Source organism: Paenibacillus sp. J53TS2, from assembly GCF_018403305.1.
Classification (GTDB): domain Bacteria; phylum Bacillota; class Bacilli; order Paenibacillales; family Paenibacillaceae; genus Fontibacillus; species Fontibacillus rhizolycopersici.
On sequence record NZ_BOSK01000008.1, the window covers coordinates 160,680 to 186,063 of the forward strand.

The window sequence follows — 25,384 nt, forward strand, 5'->3', positions numbered from 1 at the left end:
GTTGTAGTCGAGGCAGGAACAATAGGCCAGTCTTCACGTGTACATGAAGGCTTGGATAACAATACGAAGCGGGCATTGGCGCGAATAGCCGATGCCTGTTTTGCTTACACTAACGTTGTCTTTCCAAACAAAACCAAAGGGGTGTGTGAAATGCGCGAAGGTTTGATTCCTACCGTTCTTGGAGCTGTAGTATCCGCTTCGGCCGCATCACTGCTTGGAAGCAAGTATAAGCTTGCCGCTACCGGCGTACTTGGATTCGGTTTGGCCCATATTGTACTGGGTACGATCGACCTCATCGAGCACCGTTAGCATTCCGTTTGGGGGACGGACGACCCGGGAGCACTTGGCTTCCGGGTTATTTTTGTGGGGCAGTCGAGGGTATATTCCCAGCGCTTCCAACAAATAATGGGGATAATCCATAGAGAAAGAGGATTGCCCTATGAAGCTTACGGACCGAATTCGCAACCGTTTTGAGCATGACGGCGATTTTATTATGGAAGAGCATATTCTGGCCGGGCGGCCTGTACAAATCATGGGATTTAAGTCATTGATCGATCTGCCAAAAACGTGGGCAAATCTACAGTCCCGTGTCCGGGAGGCGGACCTTGATTTCTCGCTAGATACCGATTCGGCCTTGATCGTACTCAATAAGCTCGGTCAAATCATATCCGAACCTGACGAGGCCGCTCTGCTTGCCGTAATGACGTCCGGCGACCTCATCATTTGCTATGAGGATCCCGAAACTTACCTGGATGTCGTGCCCGTTCCAACCGCATTAACCCGCAGCATCGAACAACCGTTAAATGAAAATGTGCTGCAGGGTTCGGCCAGCGCCTTTAACGACGATATTGCCACGAATATCGGACTACTGAAGAAGGAATTGAACACTGCGTCTTTACGCACCAAGGTCTACGTCTCCGGGAATCACTCGCCCCGAAAAATGGCTTTGTTGTATTTGGAAGGCCATGTTAAACCGGCTCTTCTCAAAGAGGTCACGGAGCGCCTTGAAGCCAATAAAGACCGGGATCTCTATAACTTGCAACGGATCTGCAAAGCGCTGGGCTTTCAGCCCTGGAAAGCGGTACCCAAATTTTACACCACCGAGTTGCCGACGGAAGCCGCCCATACGCTGCGTCAGGGGCGAGTCGTTCTCTTCCTGGACCGGTTTCCGTTTGCTATGGTCCTCCCTGCGCTAATCGGCGATATATTCATGATGGAGAACGACCGGAATTACCCGATCCTGTTCATGTACCTGATTCGAGGGCTGCGCATTGCCGGTATCATGATCAATCTGATTATGCCCGGCCTCTACGTAGCTCTCGTTTCTGTAAATCCGGAAGTGCTCCGCATCGAGCTGGCGCTCACCATCGCCGAAAGCCGGTCAGGCGTACCCTATCCTGCTTTTGTGGAGACCCTGCTGCTATTGATTGTACTTGAGCTCATCATCGTCGCCAGCGTCCGGCTGCCGAAAAGTATCGGTCCGACGTTAACCGTGGTCGGGGGGATTATATTAGGCCAAGCCGTCGTTGAAGCCAAGCTCGTGAGCAGCTTGCTTATCATTATTCTGGCGGCGACTACCATTGCCAATTCGGCTGTGGTCGGCTTTCAAAACTCTTTGCCCATTCGCCTGTTCAAGTATCTCACGCTGATCCTGGCATCATTATATGGCGTCCTCGGGATCATGTCCGGCCTGGTAATGGTCTGCGCCTATATGGCTAGCGTGACAACCTACGGCATCCCCTACTTATATTTCTTCAAATCAAAGGATGATTCGCATGGATAAAAGCTTGCAGGTCGTGATCGTACATCTCTTGATCCATATCGGGCTTATTTTCTTTATCTTCCCGACAAACATTATCGACAGTACAACGGCAGCCCATTGGATTCCCATTCTGCTCGGGTTCCTGCTCCATTGGATCCTTATCTCCTTATATACCAAAGGTCTAAGTCGATTTGAGAGCCAGAATCTGCTGGATATCTATCTCCAATTCAGTAAACCGGTCGCCGTGGTTTTCTTATTGCCCCTGTTCATTTACATGTTTATGGTGACGTCCGTGACGATCCGGGCATATGCGGAAACGATCTGCCTCGTATTTCTGTCTAACACGCCGTTATGGGCGATCATTTTGTTGACCTTGTTGATTTCGGCTTACATCACCTCCCTGGGCGTGCAAGCTCTTTTTCGTACTGGCGTGCTCATGGCCCTGATCTTCTTTCCGCTGATCGCCTTCGTCTTGTGCATGTCTTTCCAAAACGTCGATTGGCATTACATCTTCCCCCTATGGAACAAGCATTTTTCATTTCTTACGGATCCGGATTACCTGGAAAGCTCATTTGCGTTTTTCGGTGGGTTTATGTATCTCGGTTTCATTCAGCCAAAAATCCGTTATAACCGAAAAAAAGTCGTTTGGGGAAGCCTGGTGCTGCTCCCGTTCTTTCTAATGGCGGTCTATATCCCCGTGTTAACATTTGGACAAGAAACCGCCTCCCAGTTCCACTTTCCGTTTATCGTTGCGGTGGACACGATTGACATTACCTGGCTGATGTTTGACCGGATCACCATGTTCTTTCTGCTCTGCACCGTAACGTTCGTTATGTTGTTTACGGCTTTGACGGCTTGGGTCAATGTGGAAATCCTGAGGCGTTGCCTGCCGAAATCGATTCGGACCCCTTACATCGTTACCGGTCTGTCCCTGCTTACGTTTATCATGGGAATCAACATCCCGGATTGGCGGGACGTCGATTTCCTATTTGGATTTAACGCTTGGATGCGATTATATGTATACCTAACGATCCCTTCTTCGATATTTATCCTAGGATGGATATCCCGTCGGAAGGCGGCGGTTGCCACATGACAACTCGTCCTCTTCTTCTACAAATCGTGCTGGCCGCCTGCTGCATCCTAACCCTTAGCGGCTGCTGGGATAACCGGGATATCAACCACCGTTCCTTACCGGTTGTCATGGGTATTTCTAAGAAAGATGCCAAGTACAAAGTGTACCTGGATATCCCGCAATCCGGCCAGGACGGGACCCATTCCATGCTCGTTACGCGAGAGGGGCAGACGATTACGGAAGTGGTCGACGAAATCAGCTCGAATATGGAAACACGCGTCGATCTGCTGCATTTGAAGGTCATCATTTTCGAACGTAATTATGCCGAGGAAGGGTTGACGGACAGCATCTCCAGCTTCATGCGTTCCCGCGAGATCTCGGCCAAAGCGATGGTTGCCATTTGCGATGAGGATCTAGATACGTTTTTTACCAAGCTCCAGAAAAATTCATCAACGGATGAAACCGTGCTTTACAATTTTTTCGAAAAAAATGCGGGCTGGAGCCCCTCTGTCGCGGTAACGCGAATCTGGGAAATTTTCCGCAGCATCCATTCGTATACCCGGGACATCGCCATCCCGCTTATTAAATCGGGAACAAGCACGGTGATCGAAAACGTCGGGGCCGCTATTGTCCGGAATGGCAAAATGGTCGGACAGATTACGGAAGGTGAAACCCTGCTGTTGAATGCCTTTGACGAGGAAAGCGCGCATGGCAAGATTGAAGTCATGAACCACGCCAGCGTGCTGATCGTCAACAACTCCATGAGACACCATGTCGCCCTGAAAGACGGGGCCCCGTATATGCGCAGCCAAATCAACTTAAAGGTGTCCGTTCTGGAAACCCGGGGAGCACCTACCGTGGATAATATCAAAGATGAACTGGAGATCTTGTTGACCCAGCGCTTCAACGAGATGTTCAAAAATATTCAAAGGCACGAATCTGACATCCTGGGCGTTGGGCAATATTTCCGAACCTTAATCCCGCGAGATAAGCTAGCCCACTGGCGGACGGAATACCTTCCCCGTCTAAAGATGGATTTGGAAGTGAAAACAACGATCCAAAATGAAGGCAATCTGAGAACCGTCAGGGATGAGTCCTTCAAATAAGGCTGCGTTCTACATCACAAACGCAAAAAAACCCCTCCGGCAGGCCGTGAGGGGTTGATCCATGATGAAGGCAGCTTATCCGCCGATCGCCATAGCCGAGAAGACAATCGGCCCTACTACTCTGGCTGTGCTATTGTTATCCTGATTTTCTACGATCAACTGATAGTTTTGGACGCCGAGCGGGGCATGTTCTACAAAATGCACGCTAATGAGACCCCAGTCGTTGAAGGCATCCTCCAGCTCTACCAACCCATAGAAAATTTCGGTGCCTGCTCTCCAAATGCGCACCAGGACATTCGGCGTATCTGACAGCGCTTCAACACCGATGGTCGCCTTCAGTTCGACACGGTTGGTTGTGGATGCCGGATTGGCCGGATCAATAAATACAGAAACCGCCGCAATTTGCACGCCACCGACTACCGGAATCGGAATGTTCACCCCGTTCGTTACCGGGGTCACGACAGTAGAGTTGTAATCCAAAATCGTCTTTGCCATATCTTCTTCTCTCCTTTACTAGGTTATGCTCTATTCTATGTAAGGGAGATTTCAGATTCCTAGATGATTGCATCAGTAGATTTGACTCATTTTTGCAAACAAGCACGAGGGCGGAGGATAGGCATATGATGGGTAATAAACCTTGGAGGTCAAAATTCAAATGAATGATTATCCCAGACCGTACCCTTACTCTGCGTATTCCGTACCTTCCCTGCCCCCCCACGCTTATCCTTACGGAGTGAATGCAGCTCCACCGTTTCTTCCCCTAGGCTCGTACCCAGGGATTACTCCCTATCCTTCGCGCTTTGCGTCCTGGGGCGAGCTGCCGCTTCAAGATTACGGGCAACAGCCGTTGGTTCTTAACATCAACCGGGCTGCCAAGCAAAACGAGACGTTCCGCACGGCATTATGGACAGGGAAACATTTTCAGGTTACCTTGATGAGCATTCCCGTTGGAGAAGATATCGGACTCGAGGTCCATCCTCACACCGACCAATTTGTACGGATCGAGGAAGGCCAAGGGGTTACACAAATGGGGGATACACCGGAAAAGCTGGATTTCGTACAAAATGTTCACGATGACGACGCCGTCTTCGTCCCCGCCGGGAAATGGCACAATATCACCAATACCGGCACCGTTCCCCTCAAGGTCTATGTGATTTACGCGCCGCCTCAGCATCCGTTCGGCACCGTGCATCAGACGAAGAAGGATGCAATGGAGGAAGAACGAGTTTAACGAGAAATCGGGAGGTTATTTAACCTCCCGATTTTTTATTGGCTCCTAGGCCCATTTATTAATAATTTATATCCATGCTCGCACACATTTCATAGGGAGAACAACCTACAATCGATTTCTCCTTATTGATCACAATCCCTAGAAACGTTTCCCTATTTCTGCTATAGAAAGTAATATGTAACTCTTTAGTCGGCAAACTTCTTAATAACGTGTCGATTTCACTTTTTAGTAACTCCCCCTGCTGGGTCTTTACCAATATTATCGTTACTCTTACACCGTATTTATAGGTTTGCTTTTTGCTCTCCTTGATATCGATTTCAAACGGAAGCTGCTTCTGTTCTAAGATTGTTGTGATTTCCTCGACAGTGTTGTTTATTTGACTTGGGAAAGGCAATGAGACGAGCTTGTTTAGACTGGTCATCAGAAATGGAGATATAAACAGGAAGAGAACGAACAAGGTTATATTGAGAAGAACCATATCCGTATTCACTTTCTCATGCCGCCAGCGCAGGAAGTAATAATAGGCTATGCCAATAACAATTAGGGTGATAACCCTAGGAATAACAGAGCCATCTTGATGCCGTGAAAAAATGATACCCCCGATCATTAAGCTGCACGATCCTCCAAATAGACAGCTCACTAGGATGACCCAGAAATTTGTTTTCACCGATCTCTCCCTCTCCTCCAACTTCTAAAAATACTTTCTGTCACAAATACGATCCTTCAGATGTCTTCTAGGATGTACTAAACAAAATAAAACTGGAGGAACCCACAATGAGCACATGGCTAAGATGATATGGATAATATCATAATTGCTAAGGAAACCTTCAAATACACTGAGCTTATAAAGAAGCCGAAGCAACTGCCTACAATGCGCTTAAATGACGAAAGGGGGAAGTTCTAGATGACGAATTTCATCGCGGACATCAAAATTCCAGATAGCAAGCTAGCCGTAGAAGCTGCCGAATTATTGCGCGATCACGGCGACGACCTTTTGTGGAACCACTCGAACCGCGTCTTTCTGTTTGCGGCGATGAAGGGAAATTCGAGTCAAGTCAAATACGATGCCGAGTTGCTTTATATCAGCTCGCTCTTCCACGATCTCGGCTTGACACCCGCCTTCCGAAGCCCGGACAAACGCTTTGAGGTCGATGGGGCGAATGCGGCCCGCGACTTTCTGAGAAGCCGCGGCATTCCGGAAGAATCCTTTCGATTGGTATGGAATGCGGTTGCCCTGCACACCACCGTCGGAATTGTCGAATATATGGAAACCGAGGCGGCTCTGATGAATTTCGGCGTCGGTTATGACGTTGTCGGGAAGAACTTTGATTTCATTCCGGCAGAAGTGCGGAAGCAAGTCGTCGAAGCTTTTCCTCGCGACCAGTTCAAACACAACATCTTGCATGCATTCTGGGAAGGCTTCAAGCACAAACCGGAAACGACATACGGTACGATGAACGCCGACGTGTGCGAGATGTTTCTTCCGGGCTATCAACGCCCGAACTTTTGCCATCATGTCCTTCATTCCAAGTGGGAGGAATAAGGGGATTGAGTAACTTTCCGGCAGAAGTTTAACTTTAATCGCAAAAACGCGCCCCCCGAGACCTCGGAGGGCGCGTTTCCACTTGCATTAAGGATGCTGGTGAAGGGATTCGAACCCCCGACCTACGCATTACGAATGCGTTGCTCTACCAGCTGAGCTACACCAGCAAGTTCGTTTTTAGCGAACAAAAATTATTATAACTCGTTTTCAAAATAATGCAAGCGCCAATGCTTGGTAATTACAATTTCTCGCGAACGGAGCGCAGCTTCTGCTCCGAGGAGCTGGCTTTGTCGCGGCGGTCGTCGATCTTGATCGACGTCGACACGCGGCCGGCACCCGACTGGAACGGCGCTTCATGGATGGCACGAATGGCGGCGAACACGTCGTCCAACGGCCCTTCAATAATCGTGCTCATTGAGGTTAGGGTAAACGTAATTCCCGTCTGCTTCTCCAGCACCCGATGCAACTCAGCGACATAAGCGCTCAGGCTGGTGCTACCCGTTCCGATCGGAATGACAGTTACTTCAGCGATGGCCATAATCGATCCCTTCTTTCTGGTAGTGGTTTTGTTTTCAATCACGAGCTTGTTATTCAACCTACCTCCATTCTACCCATCCTTGCACTTGAAGATCAACCGATCTCTAACGGACTGTAGTGACCTTATTTGTCCCGGGAATCCGAACTTCGCTTTCTAATGGACCTTGGAGCCGCTATTTGCCTAGAATCTGCCCCATTTATACGTCTTCGCACCAAATAAGGGCCTTGGGGTCCGTTAGATTTCTTATTCGTCAGAAATTGCAGAAATAACGACTTCTCAGTCCGTTAGCCAACACCGTTCGAAAAACAGTTGCCGCCCCCAACCATCCTCCTAGTTCCTCAGTCCCATTCATAAATGTTCACAATTCTCCCTCGTCCCCCACTCTCCGCATCGTTATAAGGACTGGAGATTTTCACGACGTTTTCAGGTCATTTACATGGTAAAAATTCGGTTTACAAACACAACATCTTGGGCTATCCTTAGATCAACGCAACAAAATATAGTGTGAACGGGTGATCCGGCGGACAAGCCTCCGGACCTTAAAAGGGAAGTGCGGTGCAAAGCCGCTGCGGTCCCGCCACTGTAATCGGTAGCTAGGCGCTAGAGACGAAACGTTCATCGAATCGTCTTGAAGGCCCAGCCGTTCGTCTGACCTTTATGCCACTGCGGCTTGATTCTAAGGCTGCGGGAAGGCGTCAGCAATGACCCGAAAGCCAGGAGACCTGCCCGTTTGGAAGACACCGACGGAAAACCTGCGAGGAACAGGGATGGTGTCCGCTTGCCGCTGAACCTTAGGGCTTCTATTTCTATGCCCAACGTGATCGTTATGATGCAGCGCATTCGGGCATGTCCACCCTCGTCGGGTTGGACATGCCCTTTTATATGAAGTAAAAACTCAGTTTATCGGGAGGAGAACTTTGTTATGGCATTGCTAAACCAGACGTATACCGGCCGAGACACCTTGCTGGATGAAGTCATTCAATTAGGCGAGGAAATCGTGCACAGTCGAAATCTCGAGGTGCTGCGTGAGAACGCCAATTTGAACGGGGAGAGCTTCTCCGGCAAGATGAGTAAATTCGGAAGCGAGTATGCTAAATGGTACGCAAACCATTTCGTGATGCCGGCCCGCTTGGTCCAAGCCATCCAGGACAATATTGTCTACGTCCACGATCTGGACCAATACGCCATCGGCACAACCAACTGCATCTTTATCCCTTTCGATAAGCTGCTGCGCGAAGGCTTCAATACCGGGAACGGCAGCGTACGCCCGCCATCCTCCATCATGACGGCGATGGCGCTGGTGGCGATCATTTTTCAATCCCAGCAAAACTCCCAATACGGCGGCGTATCCGCGAACAAACTGGACTTCGATCTCGCCCCGTACGTGGCCAAATCATTCGCCAAGTACTTCCGCAAAGGGTTGGATTACTTTGAGGAAGGCGATGCCAGCGCCGAGTTGGGCGACATTGCCATGAGCCGCAGCGACCTCCGAGACGGGTATCCGAAAGCCTTCAAATATGCGTTAAAGGAAACCGAAAGCGAAACGCTGCAGGCGGCCGAGAGCCTGGTCCATAACCTAAACACCATGTCGAGCCGGGCCGGCGGACAAATCCCGTTCACCAGCATTAACTACGGAACCTGCACCTCGCCGGAAGGACAGCTGGTAATCAGCTCCCTGCTCACCGCGACCATGCGTGGGCTAGGCAGCGGGGAGACGCCGATTTTTCCGATTCAGATTTTCAAATGCAAGCAAGGGATCAATCAAAATCCAGGGGAACCGAACTACTCCCTGTTCCTGAAAGCGGCGGAATGCTCAGCCAAACGGCTGTATCCGAATTTCGCCAACCTGGATGCCCCGCTGAACCTGATGTATTACGATCCGACGAATCCGGATACGGAATTCGCTACGATGGGCTGCCGCACCCGGGTGCTGGCCGACCGTTTCGGACGGAACCATCTGTCCGGCAAAGGAAATCTATCCTTTAATACGCTAAACCTCGTCAAAATAGGCCTGGAGCACGGGACCGTATTGGGCCATCGCAAGGAGGCCGATGAGCGCGGCTTCTACCGGGAGCTGACGCATTATATGGATATCGCGCTGGAGGGACTGCTGCACCGTTTCAACATCCAAGCCTCTCAGAAGGCGAAGGCTTCGGATTTCATGATGCGCGAAGGGGTCTGGGAGGGCGGCGAGGCGCTGGCACCGGACGACGCGGTTGGCGATCTGCTCAAACACGGTAGCTTGTCCATTGGATTCATCGGCTTGGCCGAATGCATGAAGGCCATGTACGGCAAACACCACGGCGAAGACGAAGCGGTGTATCAGAAAGCGTATGATTTGATCGCCTACATGCGCGACTATTGCGACCGCCAAAGCGAAATCCATAATCTGAACATCACGTTGTTCGCCACCCCGGCGGAGGGCCTGTCCGGCAAATTCACTAAACGGGACCGTGCGGTATACGGCCCGATACCCGGAGTCGTGGATCGCGAATACTACACGAATTCATTTCATATCCCGGTCTACTACAACCTCAGTGCCGCGCGAAAAATCGAACTGGAAGCCAAGTTCCACGGGCTTTGCAACGCGGGTGCGATCTCTTATATCGAGCTAAACGGCAATGCCCGCAGCAACCCGGCAGCGTTCCTGAAAATCGTGCAATTCGCCCTGCAGCAGCAGGTCAGCTATTTCAGCATCAACCATCCGATCGACCGGTGCTCGGCTTGCGGCTTCGAAGGGATTATCGGGGCAACCTGCCCTTCCTGCGGCAGCCATGAGAACGATGTGCATATCCGCCGCTTGCGCCGGGTGACGGGCTACCTGACCGGCGATTTCCAGACGCGGTTTAATGCCGCCAAACAAGCGGAAGTGCGCGACCGGGTCAAACACGACGTATGAATCTTTGCGGCTACTATCCCGAATCTATTAATGAAGGCGAAGGCTTGAGGGCGGCGATTTTTATCAGCGGTTGCCGTCATTATTGCAAGGGCTGCTTCAGCCCGAAGACCTGGAACTTCGATTACGGCGAACCGTTTACTTTGGAACGCGAAGCCGAAATCATTCATGACGTTAAAAATAACCCCCTGCTAAGCGGCTTATCGATCCTTGGCGGGGACCCTTTCTTCTCCGCCGCTGAAGTCAGCGGGTTTATCGACCGACTGGTTGCGGAGACAGGGCCTGTGTCGATTTGGATTTACAGCGGTTATACCTACGAAGAAATCATAGAACGCTCTGGCTCACCTGAATACGAGCTGCTAAGGCGCTGCGAGGTGCTGGTTGACGGAAGATTCGTAGAAGAGCTTCGCGACCCTTCCCTCCTCTATCGCGGGAGCTCCAACCAGCGGCTGGTCGATATTCAGCAAAGCCTGCGGCAGGGAAAGCCCGTATTATGGGAGTCCATGTTCTCTTTCTAGGTACATCTAAAAAGCTGACTTTTTGATCACGAACAATAGAGGTTTCTGGTATAATTAAAAGCCTGTGACCTTTGTCACAGTTTGACAATATTCATCACGGAGCGCGAGTACCCTTGCGCCCCCTTTTTTCACCCGTTATCTGCAATTTGAAAATTCAAGATTTGCGGTAAACACAGGCGGACTGCAGCATTCATTCCAACTTATTTCACGAAAGCGAGGATTCCTCTCATGCCCACTCTAGTGACCAAACCAAACAACCGACAACTTGCGTTTGACGGCGAGCGCCTTGGCGTCTATGCCGACCGTATTTTGCAAGGATTACATAACCTCGATAAAGAACGCCTATTACGCGGCGTGAATGCCAAGCTCCGTCGCGACGAAGTGAACGGCGAAGAGATCAGCAATGCCTTTACGATGTCCGCCCTGGAGCTCGTCAGCAAAGACGAACCGGATTGGAAATTTGCGGCTGCCCGTTCCCTGCTCACTTCCCTTTATAAAAAAGCAGCGGTCAACCGCCGTTACAAAGCTTACCCCGAGGAGCCGTACGGCTCGTTCCACCACCTCATCTCCGAGCTGTGCAAGCTGGGCATCTACCGCGAAGAGCTGCTCGAGTGCTACACGAAAGAGCAAATTGAAGAGCTGGGCCGCACGATTGACCCTTCCTGCGATTTGCTGTTCGACTACATTGGCCTACTGACGCTGACCGAGCGTTACCTCGCTACCGATTTCGACGGACGGACGATGGAGCTGCCGCAGGAGCGCTATATGGTCATCGCGATGTACCTGATGCACAAGGAGCCGGAAGAGAAACGCCTGGAATTGGTGAAGGAAGCGTATTGGGCGATGAGCAACATTTATATGACCGCCGCAACCCCAACCATGTCCAATGCCGGTAAAAAAGTCGCCGGGCAGCTCTCCAGCTGCTTTATCGATACCGTAGACGATTCCCTTGAGGGCATCTTCGACTCCAACACCGACGTGGCTCGACTGAGCAAAATGGGCGGCGGCATCGGCGTCTACCTCGGCAAAGTCCGCGCTCGCGGCTCCGATATCCGCGGCCATAAGAATACCAGCTCCGGCGTCATCCCTTGGATCCGCCAGTTGAACAACACCGCCGTCAGCGTCGACCAACTCGGAACGCGAAAAGGCGCGATCGCGGTTTATCTGGACGTTTTCCACAAGGATATTCTCGCCTTCCTCGACTTGAAGCTGAACAACGGGGACGAGCGGATGCGTGCGCATGACGTTTTCCACGGCGTTTGCCTGCCTGACCTATTCATGGAGGCGGTAGAAGCTCGCGGCGAATGGAATCTATTCTGCCCGCATGAAGTGAAGAAGACGATGGGCTGGAAGGATGAGAACGGACGTCCGTTGGGTCTGGAGGACTTCTATGATGAGGAGTTCGGAAAGGGCAGCTTCCGCGAAAAATACGCCGAAGCCGTCGCCCACCCTACCCTCTCGCGCATCACGATGCCGGCGATCGATATCATGAAGCGGATTTTGAAATCACAGTTGGAGACCGGTACGCCTTACATGTTCTATCGCGATACGGTCAACCGAGCGAACCCGAACCGCGCGCACGGAATGGTTTACTCCTCCAACCTGTGTACGGAAATCATGCAGAACCAATCGCCGACGGTCGTCGAGCAAGAGGAACTGGTAACGAAGGACGGGCAAACCCGGATCGTCGTGTCCAAAATTCCGGGCGACTTCGTCGTCTGCAACCTGAACTCGATCCACCTGGCCCGCGCGGTGCCGGCTGGCGTGCTGGAGCGGCTCGTACCGATCCAGACGCGGATGCTGGACAACGTCATCGATATCAACAATATCGAAGTGCTGCAGGCGCAATACACGAACAGCCAATATCGGGCAATTGGCCTTGGCACGTTTGGCTTGCACCATCTGCTCGCGCTCGAGGGCATCCGTTGGGAATCCAAGGAGGCCGTGGAGTACAACGATGCGCTTTATGAGAAAATCAACTACCTGCTGGTCAAATCCAGCATGGAGCTTGCCATAGAAAAAGGGAAATATCCGAAGTTTGCCGGTTCCGACTGGGAAACGGGGCATTACTTTGAAGCTCGGAACTACACGGACGGCACGCGCGAAGGCAAATACGTAACGACCGAACAGTGGCGCGAGCTGCAGAAGGAAGTGAGCTTGAACGGCGTCCGTAACGCCTGGATGTTCGCCATCGCGCCAAACGGCTCGACCTCGATCATCGCCGGTTCCACCGCCAGCATCGATCCGTTGTATGAGCTGCTCTCCTATGAGGAGAAGACGACGTACAAGATCGCTAACCCGGCACCGGATCTGTCCGAAAAAACGATCTGGTATTACAAGACAGCGTTCCTGATCGACCAACACTGGTCGATCGACATGGCCGGCGCTCGCCAGCGCCACGTCGACCAAGGGCAAAGCTTCAACCTGTACGTGCGGCCGGACATCAAAGCCACCGAATTCCTGGAGCTGCACCTGCATGCTTGGAAGGCCGGGCTGAAGTCGACGTATTATGTGCGCAGTCGGGCGTTGACGATTGAGGAGTGCGAAAGTTGTGCCTCATAGGGGACTCATCCCTCCCCACCCCTCCCTTACCGTAAGGGAGGGCGCCCGAGGGCCTGCTGCCCTCTGGGCTCCCGCAATGAGAGGAACGTTGGAGTGACTGAGGCGCTCCTGCACGCTCTCCCCTGCGGGGATACGCTTTAGGTTGGCTCGTGGAACGCTTTTCCCCCTTCGGGTACGTCTTACTTTGGGCGCACCCGGGTGACCTGGTAAACCGCGTGCTGCTCATAACTGCTGCTTTCGTCGCACCCGAGGGACGTGGGCGGGATGAGCGCTTCTCGCCCTTCGGGCCCGCTCTACTGTGGCGCTCCTGCGGGGCGGGAACTGCGACAGTGGCGGTAAACGGTGCTGCAGCGTGCGTACCCCTCGTTGTCCCCTTCGGGGATGCACTTACTTTAAAGAATTGTGAGCGGCAGGGGCGGTTGTAATGCCACTGCGTGCTAGGCGGCGCCACCCCCTGCAGGGGATGCGCTCACGGCTTTGTAATAAAACATGCGGGGAATGGGCCAGAGGGTGAAATGATTCTGAAGAAACGGTAGTGGTCGCCTTTGCGAGTGGATTTCTACAACTTCTGAATCCAGTTCAATCAGAGAAATCCGCGAGCAACAGCGATCGTAAGAACATTTCAGCCGGCGGCCCCCTCCCGCATGATCCACTACAAATTAAGGAGCGAAATCCCATGCAACTTCAAACGATATTCAACACCGAAGCCCCCAACAAATCAACGCGGATCATCGGCGGCGAAAGCTCGGGCATCTTGAACTGGAACGACATCCGCATGCCGCATATGTACAAGCTGTACAAAGTGCTGCTGCTCAACCACTGGATCGCGGATGAGATCCCGATGGCCAAGGACGCGCAGCAATTTGCCCTGCTCGATTCGGAAGAGCAGCGCACCTTTAAGATCAACATCTCGCTGCTGGCGGTACTCGATTCGATGCAAACGATGTTCGTTGGCGACGTAAAACGTTACTTCACCGACTCGTCGCTGGAGGCGATTTCGGCGATCATCGGTCAGCAGGAAGTGGTACACAACCAATCCTACTCCTACGTGTTGTCCTCGATCGTATCGGAGCAGGAACAGAAGGAGATTTTCGAATACTGGAAGCATGACCCGGTGCTGTTGGATCGCAACAAGTTCATCTCTGACATCTATCAGAACTTCCGTAATAACGCGACGCCGCAGACGTTTTTTGAAGCCCTGGTTGCTGACCTTATTCTTGAAGGCATCTTCTTCTACAGTACATTCGCCTTCTTCTACAACCTGGCGCGCGATCAGAAAATGATGGGCACCAGCCAAATGATTTCGTATATCCAGCGGGACGAGAATCAACATTGCTACTTCTTTGCCGAAGTGTTCAAGCAATTGCTGGTCGATTATCCGGAGCTGAACACGAAAGAAAACATCGACTACACCTATCGCACGATCGACCGGGCGGTCGAGCTGGAAACGAATTGGGCGCATTATACGCTAAAAGATGTGCAAGGCATCGACTTGAACGAATTGTCCGATTACATCAAATATATCGCCAACAAGCGACTGACGTTGATGGGTCTGGACAAAGCGTACCAAGGCGTCGATATCAACTGCATGCCATGGATCAAGCCGTTCTCAGACGAGGCGCTGAACGCGACGAAAACGGACTTTTTCGAGGCCAAATCCCGTAACTATGGCAAGGTTGGCGACGACAACGGGTTCGACGACCTGTAAGGACAAGAACGGCGCTACAAATGATGGCGGCTCTTCTGCATTAGCTCTGCGGAAGAGCATTTTTTCGCAAAAAAAGTTTGTCCCATTTAACTTCGGTTTAAAAAAACGGGATATGCTATGATTAACTACCAAATCGGCCCAGTGCCGGAACATCGGAAGGACGTTAGCATTTATGGATTTACTGATTACCGTAATTATGCTTCTGATCTGTCTTGTAGCCTCCAACATCATCAGCCACTATATCCCGTTGATCCCTACCGCGTTGACGCAAATCGCTCTTGGGATTCTGATTGCGCTGGCCTTTAACGGGTTTTCACTGGAACTCGAGACAGAATGGTTCTTGCTGCTGTTCGTTGCACCATTGTTGTACAACGACGGCAGGTATTTCCCCCGCGACCAACTATGGAATATGCGCGGGGCGATTCTGGGGAACGCAATTATCTTGGTGGTATTAACTACATTGGGTGGCGGTTACCTCATTCATGCGGTGATTCCCGACATTCCACTGGTCGCGGCGTTCGCACTGGCCGCGATCCTGTCCCCTACCGATCCGGTGGCGGTCAATGGGATCGCCAAGCGGATTCATCTCCCCGAGAAGGTGCTGAATCTCGTCCGAGGGGAATCGCTAATCAACGACGCCTCGGGCCTGGTAGCCTTTAACTACGCGGTTGCTGCGGTTGTTACGGGGTATTTTTCGCTGCGGGAAGCCGTGTTCGATTTCTCCTATATGTTCGTGACCGGAGCCTTACTGGGACTGGTGCTCAGCTTAATCATGACCTGGATTCGGTTCTCCCTGCTCAAACAAGGGATCAAGGATGCCACGCTGCATTCCCTGCTGCAAATTCTGACGCCGTTCCTGATCTTTATCGTCACGGAGGAATTCCTGCACGCTTCCGGTGTTATTGCTGTGGTTGTGGGCGGTATCGTGCATTCCCTATTGCGGGAGCGGACGGAAACGATGCTGGCGGAGGAACAGGTGTTAACGGAAAATATCTGGTCCACCGTGCTCTTCATCCTGAACGGGATTGTCTTCCTGCTGCTTGGATTGAACATCCCGTCAACGATGCAGGCTACCGTCGACAACCCGAATATTAACAATGTGCTGGCAGTCGGTTATGTGCTTGTTGTTGGGATCGGGATTTTGGCGATTCGCTTCATCTGGTCGCATTTCTTTGCCATTTATGAATACCGGAAGGCTAAAGTCGGCGAGGTTGACAAACCTACGATAAAATCCAGTTTGGTTCTGACCCTGACCGGGGTTCGCGGCGCAGTCACGATGGCCGGGGTATTGTCGATCCCTTATGTGGTCGCCAGCGGGGGTCCGTTCCCGGAACGGTCGTTGATCTTGTTCTTGGCGGCAGGCGTCATCTTGTTTACGTTGATTGTGGCCACGATCTTTTTGCCTATGCTTAGCAAAGGGGGCGCGCCCGGCGAAGAGACCGACGAGTTCCTCGATATGAATGAAGCCCGTACCCGCGTGCTGCGGGTAGCGATGAACAAGATCAAGGAAGAAATGAACGACGACAACAAGACAGCGGCCTACCAGCTCATGGACGAATATAGCCGGCTGCTTCAGCCGGCCTTGGATCAATGGGGAGCTCAGCGTCCGGATCGTCCGGCCATGCTGGGTAAAATCACCGAATTGCACCGGGTCGCACTGAAGGTGGAACGCGGCTACATCCAACAGGTGATGGCAAACGGAGGCATGGACAAAGAGATGTTCGAGGCTTTCGAGAAGGCGCTGGAGTTACGGGAAGAGAAGCTGTCGCAAAGCGGCCGTGCTCGCTTCTTTTTCCTGGTTGGTAGTGCGGTTCGAGACTTTCGGCGCGCGAAACGAAAATACAAGGAGTTCGCCATGAAGGCCGAGGGAAGAACCATCCAAATCCACGCGCTGCAAGCCGCACTTGAGCACTTGCAGGGGCTGAAGAAAGGGAACGAATCGGACAACCTGATCCAATTCGTCATCCTGGATTACAAGCGTGGGATCGCCCGGCTTAAAGGCACCGCGGATCCATTCAGCGAGAAAACGGAAGCGCAGAAGGAAGAGCTGCGGTTGCTGGTCATGGACGCTGAACGCGCGGAAATCAGCCGCATGTTCGAGAATGGCGACATTAACCGGGAACAAGCCCGGGAACTGCGCCGAGCGATTAACCAGATCGAAAGCCTCACCCTCTACGAGCACGAGGAATAGCGATGATTAAGGAGACGGCGGTGCCGCGCGAGCGTAACGGAACGTAACGCGCTTATTCGGCGAAAATGGGCAACACAGAAATCTAACGGAACCAGAAGACGCTATTGGGACTATTTAGCCTGGGATCAGGCCTTAAATAGCCAAATAGCGTCTTTTCGTTCCGTTAGACTGGGTAACTGGCGTTTTTCGCCGAAATAAGGTCTGCTCGTTCCGCTACGCGAGCGTTCCAGCGTTGAGCGCGCCGACGCGCAGCTCCGCCCACGGGAGCGGTAAACCGCCGGGATGCCGCAGGCGGACCGTCCGGCTCTCGCCAGGCAGCAGGTCGAAGTAGTTGTCGCTGAAGCGGACCCCGCCCAGCGGCAGCTCCAGCTTGACCAGCCGGGCAACGCCCTGGCCGGAGGCCGTGACCGTGACGGTCTGCGCTGCTTCATCAATCTGCACGTCCAGCTCGGCGGCAGGCAAGCGCAGCTCCTTCGGGTCGCGCAGATAATAGCGATTCACCGGTGCGGCGAATCCGGTGGTCCTCAGCTCCACCAGCACCTCTTCCGGCGCCAAACCGGCCAGCGCCTTCGCCTCTTCCAAGCCTCCGAACGACAGCGCCGTTTGCGGTGGTATCTTCGCCGCAAACGAAAACCGACGAACGCCTCCCGGAGGAGTGTCCTGCACGCCTGCGGATCCGCCTCCCATTCCCCCGACTTCCTGCGCCCCAGCCAAATCGCCGCTCTGGGCCAACGGATGCACCGTTAACGTCACAGTTCCCTCCAACTCCTCCAACGTGTCGTTGACCACCCACACGCGTAGCGGCTCACCCGGTTCATGTTCCAACGACAGGAGCACGGGATGAAAGAAGGTCTTGCCATAATAATACGAAGCCTTCGGTAGCAGCTCGTAATCGATCATCGACCAGCTCGTCCCCGGCCAGCTGTCATTCAGTTGCCACACCAGCGCGCCGCTGTTGCGGTGACGGTGGCGGCGGAAATGCTCGATTCCGTACTTCAGCCCTTCCGCTTGGGTCAGCATGGAGAAATTCATGTACTCCTCGATGTCCTGCGGAATCCCCGTGTAGCCTTCCATCAGCAAAATCCCTTTGCGATGGTTCGTATCCTTGTTCCGATACGCCATCTCGGCGCTCCCCCAGGTAAACTTCCCTTCGGGAATGTTCTTCGCCAACGTATATCGATTCGCCGAAGCATGCATACCGAACTCACTGCTAAACAAAGCAAGGTCTTGCTTATAGTTCTTAAACGTAACCCCTTCGATGCTATAATCGAGCCGCGGCTTCTCGCCTTGCATACGCGGGTACACCGACCCATGCCACACTTGCCAGTTATGGCGGTCCCCCTGATTCGGATCGTTGGCGTCATACCCGTCCTGCGCGCCATAGGGCGACGAAGGCCAATACGGACGATACGGGTCCAGTTCGGCCAAAAGTCCGGGTATCAGTTCATGATAGATCGTCTCGCCGAAAAAAGCTCCGGTAATGTCACCCGCTGCCGACTTCATGTCAACCAGCCAGTCGATTTCATTGTTGCCGCACCAAAGCGCAAGCGAGGCGCGGTTCCGCAGCCGCTTGACGTTATCGATGATTTCCTGACGCACATTGTCCATGAAGTCGCGGTTAAAGTCCGGAAATAGCGCATTGGCAAAAGCGAAATCCTGCCACACGAGCACCCCACGACGGTCGCATTCCTCGTAAAAAATCTCCTTCTCATAAATGCCGCCGGCCCAAACGCGCAGCATGTTCATATGCCCCTCCACGGCCAGCTCGATCAGTCCGCGATACATGGGTTCCGAGATCGATCCGATCATATGATCTGCCGGAATCCAGTTGGCTCCTTTGGCATAAACCTTAATGCCATTAAGGATAAAGGCAAACGACGGACTGCCGTCGGGATTTTGCAGCGATAATTCCAGCGTGCGTATGCCAAAAGGCTGCTCGTAGCGGTCAATCTCCTCGTCGTCGGCAAGAAGCGTCACCTCCAAAGTGTACAGATAAGGCTCGCCCAAATCATGCGTCCACCAACGCCGCGGCAGGGCGATCCGCAGTTCGGCCGACGCCGATCCCTTCGTTCGAAAAGCCTCCGGAAAGGCTTGTCTCAGCCCTGCTTGAACGCCTAATAGAGCCCCGTATTCCTCCAGCACAGGAAGCTTGGCAGACGTTACCTCCGCCCCATCCCCGTCCAGCAATCGTACGACGGCCACCGCCGTCGTTCCGGAACGAAAGGCCTCCGCTTCGGCGCTCACCCGGATGACCGCCTCCTCCGCCGACGCGGATAACGTTGCGGCATATACGCCGGTCAGCTTCGCCCGTCTGCGCCGCTCCAGCCGAACCGGACTCCAAATGCCGGTCGTCACGATCCGCGGCCCCCAGTCCCATCCGAAGTTCATCGCCGCCTTGCGGATCCAGGGACGCTCCTTCGTATAAGAGGACCATTCGAACTGTTCTTTGTCCCGGTGATGTAGATCTAGCGGATCGAATCGAACCGCCAGCGTATTTCGGCCTTCACGGACGATCCGTGTGACGTCGAACGTATAGCAGCGAAACATGTTGGATGCCGAGCCAATCTCATGTCCGTTGACGTAAACAGTCGCAAACGTGTCCAGCCCTTCGAACGTGAGTTCCATCCGCTCTTCATCCCCCGGTACGGCATTCAACTCAAACGTCGTGCGGTACCACCATTCTTTCCGCTCGATCCAGCGGCACTTCGCATCGTTATGCCCGTAATACGGGGGCTCGATGATCCCGCGTTCCAACAGCGCCGAATGCACATCGCCCGGAACGTTTGTCTCGATCCAGAAGCGGTCGTCCAGTCCGGGGGCGGCCAGCTCCAAAGGTGGTTTCTCCCCAACCTCAAAATGCTGCAGCTTCCATGGTCCCGATAAAATCATGAATCGTCCCTCTTTTCCCGATGGTGATGTAGGATGGCGATTAATTCTCGCTCGCTGTCACGCCTGCCGGATCATAACCCAACGCTTCCTCGCGAAATTCGCTGGGCGTCTTCCCCGTATGCTTCTTAAACAGCCGGCTGAAATATTTCACGTCCTCGTACCCGGTCATTCCGGCGATTTCGCTCACCTTGGCCGGGGATACGACCAGCAGGTCCATCGCTCGGCGCATCCGCAGAGCGGTGACGTAGTCGCCGAAGTTGCTTCCCGTCTCTTTCTTAAACAGCTCGCTAAGATGCCCGGGATGCAGGTGCACATAAGCTGCGATCTGCTGCAAACTTAGCTCCCCCGCCGGGCAGGACTCCATAAACGCCTTGGCCCGCTGCACATGGGAAGCCTGCCCTTCGCCGAGCTGGCTGTGATACAAGTTCATCACGGCATGCAGATGACGAAACAGCTCCTCTTTCAGCTTGCCCCCTTCGATCTGCTGCTGCAGCCATGGCTCGAAGCGCGCTTCTCCTTCTTTCCCTAAAGCCCGGAGCGTTCGCTCTAGCCAACGGTGCGCGGCGACGGCCGCCGATTGCAGACAGGCCTGATACGATTCCGGCGTACATTCCGGGTCCGCGGCCAGCTCGTCGACCAGCCGCTGTGTCCAAGCCCGCAGGGCCATCGGATCCTGCTCCAACAGGATCGCGCCAAGGCCGTTCTCCTCCTCTTGCGATAACACCGTCCTCCCGCCTTTGCGATCGGCGATTTCCCGGTAATCCAGCAATTTATGGCTCATCAGCAGATCACGGTAAGCAAAGGCGGCGGCCGCCGTCACATAACTTCGATGGACCTGTTCCAGATCGTCCACGGCAATACCAGCCGCAAGGCGCAGCCGGCAGTTCAGCAGATTTTCGATCCGTTCAAGTACCCCCTTCAAACGCCCGACCGTAGCGAATGCATCCCCCCTATCTGGCCCGGTCACGCAAACGATTTGACCTTGGTGGATCAATACCGCCGCACCCGGCAGCAAGTCCTCCAGCATATTTTGCACGGCAAATCGCAGCAGCGAATCGGCGTCGTCCTCCTGGCCCCAGCCGTCGGCGGACAAAAGTAAAACCTGCCGGTATCCCGGGCTAATAGAGATTTCCCTTTCCTGATTTTCCTGCTCGGAAAGAACCGGGACCGATCCTACCTCGTCTTCGATCACCCACTTAACCAACTGACGTCGCCGCTCTTCCCGGGCCTGCCGCTGAGCTCGGGAGTCCTCGGCCCGGCGCTCCTGCAGCCGTCGCTTGGCCCGAAGCACCGTTCGGATAATTTCCTCCGGTTTGCTAGTCTTCAGCAGATAGTCGCCAACTCCCTGGCGGATGGCTTGCTGGGTATAGGCAAAATCCCCGTAACCCGACAAAATGATCACCTCCAGCCCCGGCAGCCTTGCGGCCGCTTCCTCCGCCAGCTCCAAGCCGGTCTTGCCGTTCATTCGGATATCGGTGATCAGGATATCCGGCCGCTCCGCTTCCAGCCGCTCGAGCGCTTCCTCCGCGGATGCGGCCGGCGGAAGCAGATTCAACCCGAGCTCGCTCCAGGAAATAACGCTGGCTAGACCGGTCCGGATGATGACCTCATCATCCACTATCAATACGTTCATGGCGATCCCTCCATGATCGGAATAGAGAACGAAACCTGCGTCCCTTCGCCTTCCCGGCTATCTACGGTAAGGCCCGCTTCTTGTCCGTAATGCAAGAACAGCCGCTCGTTTACGTTGCGAAGCCCATATCCAGCGTTCAATTCTGCAACCGTGGCCATCGTAGCCGCGGTCTCTGCCATAACCGCCCCCGGCATCGCCGCTTGATCTTGCGATTTCCCTGTCCCTTCAACTCCCAGCAGCGACAGCGCCTGACGGACTTCTTCCAAACGCGCGGCGCTCATCCCCAGCCCGTCGTCCATGACCATCACATGCATGCGTTTCCCCTCCGGCTGGATCAGGATGGTAATCGTTCCGATGCCCTCGCGTTTTTGAATCCCATGGATCAAGGCGTTCTCCACCAAAGGCTGCAGCAGCAGCTTCAGCATCCATTTATCCAGAAGCCCCTCCTCCACGATATACTCAACATCAAACTTATCGGGAAAACGAATCGATTGGACCCGAACATAGTTACGGATATGCGCCAGCTCCTGCTCAACCGGACAATAATCTCGGCCCTGATTAAGGCTGATCCGCAAGAAGTCGCTAAGCCCCTCGACCATATCGGCGATTCGCCGCTCCCCCGACATCAAGGCGATCCAATGGATCGAAGACAAGGTATTGTACAGAAAATGCGGATTGATCTGCGCCTGCAATGCCCGCAGATCGGCCTCCTTCTTGCGCGCCTCCCCGCGGATGACCTCCCGCTTTAATCGTTCGATATGAGCGCCGAGCATATTGTAGCTCTGACCTAGCCGGCCGATCTCATCATCCGAGGTCGCTGGAAAACGCGGCAAAGGCCGCTCCGGATCGATCCGCGACAAATGTCGGGTCAACACGCGCAGCGGCCGGGTGATCCGGCGCACCGTAAACCAAATCAGCAGCGTGCACGCCAGCACGGAGACACCAACCACCATAGCGGTTAACGTCAAGATATAGCGGTTCTCCGCTTGGTATTGGTCGTAGGGGACACTGCCCACCAGCATCCAGCCGGTCAACGGCTCGCGGCGGTACAGCACCGTCGATTTTGAATCCCCGCTGCCATAGATCACGCTCCCGTTCTCAATCAGGCGGTTGCTGCGCGGTTCCCCTCCGTCGTCCGCCGCCGCGACCCCGCCCGGGATCAAAGCGAACAGGCCGGGCGCAAAGGTATCCAGCGGCTGGCCTAACCTGGACTTGTCGGCGGATGACAGAATGGTACCGTCTTCTCCAATCAATTCGACTTTACCCATCCCCTGGCCAAACTCCGGCGATTCCAGATTGCGGGCAAGCTCCCGTTCGTCAAGGCTGATCGCCAGCCAACCCAGTCGGCGAAAATCATAGATGCTGCGAATCGGCCGGAACAAGGTCATGACCTGCTCCATCCCGGCGTAATCGCGAATTTCGTATACGCCAGACCATGTTTTCACGCCCCCGGCAATCGCTTCCGCCGCCGCAGGCGGGAGCTCATTTTCATACCATGTGGCCGTAGACAGGCGTCCGTCAAACCGTTCGGGATAGATGGCGATATTGGCGATATAAGGCTTGGAGGCCGCCAGATTCGTCATTCTCCCTACTAGCTCGGTCCGCTTAGCCTCATTGTCCTCCGGGCCGGTCAGATAGGTCTGCAAATCCCGTTCCCCGATCAAGAAGATCGACAACGTTTCGATATCCTCCAGCATAAAGCGCAGATTGGCATCCATTTGCTTCAGCATGTCGCTGCCGGTCAGCTTCGTTTTCTCCTCTGTAATGTTGGAAGAGATCAGAAAGGCGAACAAACCCAAAGCCAACATCGGCACGATCATGGACGCCGCAACCACCACCGACAGCTTGCGCTGAAGCGACGTAGTCAGCCATTTATGCATGTTGCGCTCCCCCTTTGCTCCGGTGTAGGATATTCCTCCCTTATCCTTTCACCGCGCCGGCCGTCATCCCCTTCATCATTTGTTCCTGAAACAGCAAATAGAGAACGATGGTCGGGATTACCGACAGCGTCATGCCCGCCAGCGACAAGCCGTAGTCCGTCTGGTAGCCGTCTGCGAAGTTAGCGATGGCCAGCGGCAGCGTCTTGAGCGCCGTCTTGTTGATAAACACGAGGGCGAAGGAGAAGTCATTCCAGGAATGCAGGAAGCTAAGAATGGTCACCGTGGCTAAGGCCGGAACCGACATCGGCAACATGATGCGGAAGAATAACCCCCACAAGCCGGTGCCATCGATAAAAGCCGCTTCCTCCAGCTCGCGGGGCACACTCGTCAGGTACGCCGTCAGCACGAATACCGCCGTAGGCAGCGCAAATGCGGTGTAAGGCAGAATCAACGCCCAATACGTGTTCAGCAGCGACATCTGCTTCATGAGAATAAACAGCGGAACCAGGGTGCTATGAATCGGGATCAGCATCCCGATCACGAAGAAGGTCAAGACCCCACCTTTCCAGCGGAACTGGAAACGGGCCAGGATAAACGAAATCAGCGCGGCTATGAACAAGGTCAGCACAAGCGATCCGAGAGCCACAATAAGCGAATTCCCGAATGCGGTACCGAGCCGCGAGCTCTCCCAAGCCCGCGTGAAGTTGTCGCCATGCCACACCTGCGGCAGCCCAAAGGGACGGGCGTAGAAATCGGCGTTCGTCTTAAACGCGCTGATCACCAGCCAGAAGAACGGGTACAGGGTCACCACCCCATAGAGCGTCAGCAGTCCCCAAAACAAAAGCCGGCCCGTTTTGCCCAGCACCCGCCCGCCGCCGCCATTCCCCGCGTTTTTCGCCGATAGAGGGGTTGTTAGATTCATGTTCATGTTCAATGGGTACCTCCTTTCATCTTAAGCGGCGTCTTTCTTCCGATTGGTCAGCCACTGGCTGGTGCCAATCAATAGCAGACTGATGATCATGATGCTGGTGGAAATCGCACTCCCGAACCCATAACGATAGGTCGAGAAGGTCGAATTGTACATATATGTCGCCAGCAGCTCGGTCGCATGCGCCGGGCCGCCCTTCGTCATGATGTAGACCAGGTCGAAGGACTTGAGACTTCCCGATATGCACAGGACAACCGCCACTTGTACCGTATTCTTAATCATCGGCAGCGAGATCGTCAGGAGCTTGCGAACGCCGGAGACGCCGTCGATCTTAGCCGCGTCGTGGATTTCACCTGGGATGTTCTGGAGCGCAGACATGAAGATGATTAGATAAAGTCCGACATAACTCCAAATCAGCGGCGGAAGAAGCGAATAAATGGCGATATTGCCGTCCGACAACCACTCCAGCTTCCAGCTGGATAGACCCAGCGCGTCCAGCAGAAAGTTCAGGATGCCGATCTGCGGATGATAAATGTACTGCCAGATCATCCCGATCACCACCGTGGACAAGACCATCGGAAGAAAAACCGCCGAGCGAAGGAAGCGCTGCAGCAGATTGCTTTTGTGCAACAACACCGCCAAGGCGAGAGCCAGCGGAATTTGCCCGAACACCGAAGCCAGCACGAACACGACATTATTTTTCAGCGCCCGCCAAAACACCGGATCCCGCAATATTTCCGCATAGTTGCTTAGGCCGGTATATTTCGCTTCGCCGATGCCCGACCAGTTGAAGAAACCGTAATACGCCGACCAGATCACCGGTACGAAAACAAACAACGAGTAAATCACCAGCGCGGGCAGCAGGCCGGTGATGATAAAGCTCTTGCTGCGTAAGGCGTTCATGCTCTCTCACATCCTTTAAGGGAA

The 25,384-nt window shown here is 53.8% G+C and carries 19 protein-coding genes, 1 tRNA gene and 1 riboswitch; of the genes, 11 read left to right on the forward strand and 9 right to left on the reverse strand.

Translation table 11 applies throughout. The features are described 5' to 3' along the window. The first annotated feature begins 150 nt into the window (after window positions 1-150). The 4 genes from KJS42_RS17620 to KJS42_RS17635 all read left to right on the forward strand — a co-directional run bounded on the left by KJS42_RS17620 (window position 151) and on the right by KJS42_RS17635 (window position 3,940). A complete protein-coding gene (locus KJS42_RS17620) occupies window positions 151-309 on the forward strand; it encodes an asparagine synthase (RefSeq protein WP_068782850.1) in 159 nt (52 codons plus the stop codon). Between the two features lie 130 nt (window positions 310-439). Beyond that, entirely contained in the window at window positions 440-1,783 is a 1,344-nt protein-coding gene (locus KJS42_RS17625; RefSeq protein ID WP_213623625.1) for a spore germination protein, read from the forward strand. Continuing rightward, a complete protein-coding gene (locus KJS42_RS17630) occupies window positions 1,776-2,855 on the forward strand; it encodes a GerAB/ArcD/ProY family transporter (RefSeq protein WP_213623626.1) in 1,080 nt (359 codons plus the stop codon). Before KJS42_RS17625 ends, KJS42_RS17630 begins: the two co-directional genes overlap by 8 nt. Continuing rightward, window positions 2,852-3,940, forward strand: a complete 1,089-nt coding sequence (locus KJS42_RS17635) for a Ger(x)C family spore germination protein (RefSeq protein ID WP_213623627.1) — start codon at window positions 2,852-2,854, stop codon at window positions 3,938-3,940. The genes KJS42_RS17630 and KJS42_RS17635 overlap by 4 nt, the downstream gene beginning before the upstream one ends. A gap of 75 nt (window positions 3,941-4,015) precedes the next feature. Here KJS42_RS17635 and KJS42_RS17640 read toward each other — a convergent pair whose 3' ends face one another. Next, window positions 4,016-4,435 (reverse strand): hypothetical protein, encoded by a 420-nt coding sequence (locus KJS42_RS17640; protein ID WP_193416664.1) that lies wholly within the window; start codon window positions 4,433-4,435, stop codon window positions 4,016-4,018. A gap of 160 nt (window positions 4,436-4,595) precedes the next feature. Between KJS42_RS17640 and KJS42_RS17645 the strand changes: the two genes are divergently transcribed. Then, window positions 4,596-5,171 (forward strand): cupin domain-containing protein, encoded by a 576-nt coding sequence (locus tag KJS42_RS17645; protein WP_213623628.1) that lies wholly within the window; start codon window positions 4,596-4,598, stop codon window positions 5,169-5,171. 58 nt (window positions 5,172-5,229) lie between these two features. On the opposite strand, the gene KJS42_RS17650 is transcribed toward KJS42_RS17645, so the two are convergent. After that, complete coding sequence (locus KJS42_RS17650; RefSeq protein ID WP_213623629.1) at window positions 5,230-5,838, reverse strand: hypothetical protein; 609 nt, start codon at window positions 5,836-5,838, stop codon at window positions 5,230-5,232. Between the two features lie 237 nt (window positions 5,839-6,075). Here KJS42_RS17650 and KJS42_RS17655 point away from each other — a divergent pair, with 237 nt between their 5' ends. Then, window positions 6,076-6,714, forward strand: coding sequence for an HD domain-containing protein (locus KJS42_RS17655; protein WP_213623630.1), 639 nt, complete (start codon window positions 6,076-6,078; stop codon window positions 6,712-6,714). A gap of 94 nt (window positions 6,715-6,808) precedes the next feature. Here KJS42_RS17655 and KJS42_RS17660 read toward each other — a convergent pair. Together KJS42_RS17660 and KJS42_RS17665 are read right to left on the reverse strand one after the other, a co-directional pair. Then, a tRNA-Thr gene (locus KJS42_RS17660) sits at window positions 6,809-6,881 on the reverse strand. A gap of 71 nt (window positions 6,882-6,952) precedes the next feature. After that, window positions 6,953-7,252 carry an MTH1187 family thiamine-binding protein gene (locus tag KJS42_RS17665; RefSeq protein WP_155608263.1) on the reverse strand — a complete coding sequence of 100 codons (300 nt, stop codon included), beginning with the start codon at window positions 7,250-7,252 and terminating at the stop codon, window positions 6,953-6,955. A 493-nt stretch (window positions 7,253-7,745) separates the two neighbouring features. Next, window positions 7,746-7,996: riboswitch (cobalamin riboswitch) on the forward strand. A 178-nt stretch (window positions 7,997-8,174) separates the two neighbouring features. Here KJS42_RS17665 and KJS42_RS17670 point away from each other — a divergent pair. The 5 genes from KJS42_RS17670 to KJS42_RS17690 all read left to right on the forward strand — a co-directional run bounded on the left by KJS42_RS17670 (window position 8,175) and on the right by KJS42_RS17690 (window position 17,127). Then, entirely contained in the window at window positions 8,175-10,151 is a 1,977-nt protein-coding gene (locus KJS42_RS17670) for an anaerobic ribonucleoside triphosphate reductase (RefSeq protein ID WP_213623631.1), read from the forward strand. Further along, a complete protein-coding gene (gene nrdG, locus KJS42_RS17675) occupies window positions 10,148-10,666 on the forward strand; it encodes an anaerobic ribonucleoside-triphosphate reductase activating protein (RefSeq protein WP_193416668.1) in 519 nt (172 codons plus the stop codon). The genes KJS42_RS17670 and nrdG overlap by 4 nt, the downstream gene beginning before the upstream one ends. Before the next feature lie 228 nt (window positions 10,667-10,894). Next, window positions 10,895-13,228, forward strand: coding sequence for a ribonucleoside-diphosphate reductase subunit alpha (locus KJS42_RS17680; RefSeq protein WP_213623632.1), 2,334 nt, complete (start codon window positions 10,895-10,897; stop codon window positions 13,226-13,228). A 676-nt stretch (window positions 13,229-13,904) separates the two neighbouring features. Then, window positions 13,905-14,936 carry a ribonucleotide-diphosphate reductase subunit beta gene (locus KJS42_RS17685; RefSeq protein WP_155608267.1) on the forward strand — a complete coding sequence of 344 codons (1,032 nt, stop codon included), beginning with the start codon at window positions 13,905-13,907 and terminating at the stop codon, window positions 14,934-14,936. Window positions 14,937-15,108: 172 nt separating this feature from the next. After that, window positions 15,109-17,127 (forward strand): Na+/H+ antiporter, encoded by a 2,019-nt coding sequence (locus KJS42_RS17690; RefSeq protein ID WP_213623633.1) that lies wholly within the window; start codon window positions 15,109-15,111, stop codon window positions 17,125-17,127. Window positions 17,128-17,340: 213 nt separating this feature from the next. Here the strand turns inward: KJS42_RS17690 and KJS42_RS17695 are convergent, their stop codons facing one another. Genes KJS42_RS17695 through KJS42_RS17715 form a run of 5 tightly spaced genes read right to left on the reverse strand, consistent with a single transcriptional unit; the run spans window position 17,341 to window position 25,360 of the window. After that, window positions 17,341-20,016 carry a beta-mannosidase gene (locus KJS42_RS17695; RefSeq protein ID WP_213623634.1) on the reverse strand — a complete coding sequence of 892 codons (2,676 nt, stop codon included), beginning with the start codon at window positions 20,014-20,016 and terminating at the stop codon, window positions 17,341-17,343. A 40-nt stretch (window positions 20,017-20,056) separates the two neighbouring features. Next, window positions 20,057-21,649, reverse strand: coding sequence for a helix-turn-helix domain-containing protein (locus KJS42_RS17700; protein ID WP_213623635.1), 1,593 nt, complete (start codon window positions 21,647-21,649; stop codon window positions 20,057-20,059). After that, on the reverse strand, window positions 21,646-23,529 hold the full coding sequence (locus tag KJS42_RS17705; protein WP_213623636.1) for a cache domain-containing sensor histidine kinase: 1,884 nt from the start codon (window positions 23,527-23,529) through the stop codon (window positions 21,646-21,648). Before KJS42_RS17705 ends, KJS42_RS17700 begins: the two co-directional genes overlap by 4 nt. 40 nt (window positions 23,530-23,569) lie before the next feature. Continuing rightward, window positions 23,570-24,463, reverse strand: coding sequence for a carbohydrate ABC transporter permease (locus tag KJS42_RS17710; RefSeq protein ID WP_430149910.1), 894 nt, complete (start codon window positions 24,461-24,463; stop codon window positions 23,570-23,572). Window positions 24,464-24,481: 18 nt separating this feature from the next. Then, window positions 24,482-25,360: a carbohydrate ABC transporter permease gene (locus tag KJS42_RS17715; protein ID WP_193416675.1), complete on the reverse strand. Its 879-nt coding sequence runs from the start codon at window positions 25,358-25,360 to the stop codon at window positions 24,482-24,484. Window positions 25,361-25,384 lie beyond the last annotated feature (24 nt).

Coding starts and splice junctions, on each gene's coding strand:
- KJS42_RS17620 (WP_068782850.1), top strand. CDS start 151: ATGCGCGAAGGTTTGATTCCTACCGTTCTTGGAGCTGTAGTATCCGCT.
- KJS42_RS17625 (WP_213623625.1), top strand. CDS start 440: ATGAAGCTTACGGACCGAATTCGCAACCGTTTTGAGCATGACGGCGAT.
- KJS42_RS17630 (WP_213623626.1), top strand. CDS start 1,776: ATGGATAAAAGCTTGCAGGTCGTGATCGTACATCTCTTGATCCATATC.
- KJS42_RS17635 (WP_213623627.1), top strand. CDS start 2,852: ATGACAACTCGTCCTCTTCTTCTACAAATCGTGCTGGCCGCCTGCTGC.
- KJS42_RS17640 (WP_193416664.1), bottom strand. CDS start 4,435: ATGGCAAAGACGATTTTGGATTACAACTCTACTGTCGTGACCCCGGTA.
- KJS42_RS17645 (WP_213623628.1), top strand. CDS start 4,596: ATGAATGATTATCCCAGACCGTACCCTTACTCTGCGTATTCCGTACCT.
- KJS42_RS17655 (WP_213623630.1), top strand. CDS start 6,076: ATGACGAATTTCATCGCGGACATCAAAATTCCAGATAGCAAGCTAGCC.
- KJS42_RS17665 (WP_155608263.1), bottom strand. CDS start 7,252: ATGGCCATCGCTGAAGTAACTGTCATTCCGATCGGAACGGGTAGCACC.
- KJS42_RS17670 (WP_213623631.1), top strand. CDS start 8,175: ATGGCATTGCTAAACCAGACGTATACCGGCCGAGACACCTTGCTGGAT.
- nrdG (WP_193416668.1), top strand. CDS start 10,148: ATGAATCTTTGCGGCTACTATCCCGAATCTATTAATGAAGGCGAAGGC.
- KJS42_RS17680 (WP_213623632.1), top strand. CDS start 10,895: ATGCCCACTCTAGTGACCAAACCAAACAACCGACAACTTGCGTTTGAC.
- KJS42_RS17685 (WP_155608267.1), top strand. CDS start 13,905: ATGCAACTTCAAACGATATTCAACACCGAAGCCCCCAACAAATCAACG.
- KJS42_RS17690 (WP_213623633.1), top strand. CDS start 15,109: ATGGATTTACTGATTACCGTAATTATGCTTCTGATCTGTCTTGTAGCC.
- KJS42_RS17695 (WP_213623634.1), bottom strand. CDS start 20,016: ATGATTTTATCGGGACCATGGAAGCTGCAGCATTTTGAGGTTGGGGAG.
- KJS42_RS17700 (WP_213623635.1), bottom strand. CDS start 21,649: ATGAACGTATTGATAGTGGATGATGAGGTCATCATCCGGACCGGTCTA.
- KJS42_RS17705 (WP_213623636.1), bottom strand. CDS start 23,529: ATGCATAAATGGCTGACTACGTCGCTTCAGCGCAAGCTGTCGGTGGTG.
- KJS42_RS17715 (WP_193416675.1), bottom strand. CDS start 25,360: ATGAACGCCTTACGCAGCAAGAGCTTTATCATCACCGGCCTGCTGCCC.